This is a genomic window from Peptoniphilus sp. (assembly GCF_034090345.1).
In the GTDB taxonomy this organism is placed as follows: domain Bacteria; phylum Bacillota; class Clostridia; order Tissierellales; family Peptoniphilaceae; genus Peptoniphilus.
In genome coordinates, this window is sequence record NZ_JAXDSS010000056.1 from 1 (window position 1) to 2,163 (window position 2,163).

The 2,163-nt window shown below is 33.7% G+C and carries 5 protein-coding genes; all 5 read left to right on the plus strand.

Translation table 11 applies throughout. The features are described from left to right. On the plus strand, positions 1-858 hold an 858-nt coding region (locus SOR77_RS04775; RefSeq protein ID WP_320636035.1), incomplete at its 5' end, for a hypothetical protein. Between the two features lie 17 nt (positions 859-875). Next, positions 876-1,022, plus strand: coding sequence for a hypothetical protein (locus tag SOR77_RS04780; RefSeq protein ID WP_320636036.1), 147 nt, complete (start codon positions 876-878; stop codon positions 1,020-1,022). Position 1,023: 1 nt separating this feature from the next. Next, positions 1,024-1,584, plus strand: a complete 561-nt coding sequence (locus SOR77_RS04785; protein WP_320636037.1) for a hypothetical protein — start codon at positions 1,024-1,026, stop codon at positions 1,582-1,584. A 90-nt stretch (positions 1,585-1,674) separates the two neighbouring features. Next, a complete protein-coding gene (locus tag SOR77_RS04790) occupies positions 1,675-1,947 on the plus strand; it encodes a hypothetical protein (RefSeq protein ID WP_320636038.1) in 273 nt (90 codons plus the stop codon). Beyond that, on the plus strand, positions 1,948-2,163 hold a 216-nt coding region (locus SOR77_RS04795), incomplete at its 3' end, for a hypothetical protein (RefSeq protein WP_320636039.1).

Here is a 2,163-nt window from a genome sequence, read left to right on the forward strand (position 1 = left end):
GAAAACCTAGGAGATAAAAACGCACCATTCAAACAGTCTTTTACAGTAAATGATAGCGATAGTGGAAACACTTTAAAAGTAACTGTAAGGCTAAATAGTGCTATTATTCAAACGATAGAAAATGCTAATAGAAATGAAACATATACTATTAACATTGATAAAGAAAAATTTGATGAGTTAACACCTAACAAGCAAAACACAATTACAGTTACTGTTGATGATGGTCAAGGAGCTAGCGCCAACAGAAGGTGGATGTTCACAAAGAGAAATACACCTCCAACAGTCAGCGTAGACCAATCTAACCTTGGGGAGCAAAATAAACCTTTTTCTTTTACATTCACTCCAAATGACGTAGATGGAGATGAAATTACTGGTAAAGTCTTTTTAGATGAAGTGCAGATTGAAGATTTAGGCGCTCTTACAAAAGGACAGAGCAAGAAAGTAACGATAAAGAAGTTAGACTATGCAGTTCTCAAAAATGGAGATCACAGAATAAGAATTGAAGTAACTGATAGCAAAGGAGCTAAAGGTTATGGACATATAGATTTTAGTAAGAATTTAACTTATTGCTGGTACGAGTTTAAAAAAGATATTGAAGCTATGGCGACTTCTATAATTGTAAATCCAAGTGTAAAGCTTGCAAGTGGTGCTAAGATGACAGTTAAGGTTTGTAATAATGCTAAAGATAGAGAACCGGCTTGGGAAACTATACCATCTGAACAGGTAGGCAAGGCTTATAGTTTTAGAAATAAAAATAAAACCGCAGATACTTGGTCTATTGGAGTAAATATAAGGATTGATAGAAGTAAAGCTAAAGAGGATTCTTATTTTTATGGTTTTGTTGGTAATTATCAGTAAAGGGGGGGGAATAAAAGATGTTAGAGTTTAGTAATGTGGTTACTCCGGGCACATCTAAAGATAAACCGGGGGAAGGTAGTACAAGTGAAGAGAATACAAAAGCGTTGCAAGATATTGTAAAAGCAATAAATATGATTGCTGATAGTGCGAATGAGGAGAAATAAAATGGAGATTAATTTTGAGGGATTAGAAAAGTTTTTAAAAGATTTTAAAGGACTTGTAGAAAGAGCTGAAAGAGCAGAGCAAGGTTTAATTAAATTACTCGGGGCAGAAAATGCTAAAAATTTAGTTGAAGAAATGGAACATTTGAAAAAGAGAATAGATTCTAATATGAGTGTTACTCAAGATAGCATTGATTTAGAAAAAATGACTAAAGAAGAAATTGCTAGAGTTGCTTATGTGTTTGAGCCGTATGTTCAAAATAAGCTATTTAACGTAGGAGATAAAGTAGAGCATTTAGGCAAGTTGTATAGTTGTAAAAAGAAACACATTTCAAGCTATGAGACTTTACCGCAGCTTGATGGGGAGCATTGGGAAGAGGTAACTGGTACTGGAGAAACTGTTGAGAAAAAGAAAGAAAGAGAATTTTATTCAGGCGATAAAACGTACAGACTTGGAGATGAAGTGACTCATTACAATATAGCTTACAAGTTTATATCAGATATCCCGGCAAGTGGAAAAACACCTGCTGAGAATCCTAAGTTTTGGCAAAAAATAGAAGAGTGATTAAAGACAGGGCAACATTAAAGCTACTGTCTTTTTTGTTGCTCTAATTTTTGAGGTGAAGTAATGAAAATAGATTTACAAATATTAGCTATGTGGGCTGGGGCTTTATCAGCAATTATTGCATTTGCAAAACTAGTAGTTAGTCCATTCTTAAGTGCAATTAAAAAGAATAATACGACTAATGAATTACTGCAAAAAGCTGTAGAAGCACTGACACGAGATTTAAAAGATATGCAGAAGGATAGGGAGTATGTACACAAAATTCTTGAAAAGCACGAAGAAAGAATTGACAGAAATGCTGATGGAATCTTAGTCCATACTGAACAAATAAAGACTTTGTTTAATGATAAGAGAGGTAAGTAAATGTTAGATAGAGATAAGGTTGAGAAGTTTATAAAAGCTGCTTTAATTTACAATGGAGATAGGTATAGTCAAGCTAAAAGACTTCAAAAAGGATATAGCGACTGTTCGTCACTAATTCAAAAAGCTTTAGATAATTTAAATTGGAATAGTAGAAAAGGTGTGAACGTAACTACACACAGAATGGGCGTAGAAGGGGACAGTAGATTTAGAGAAATT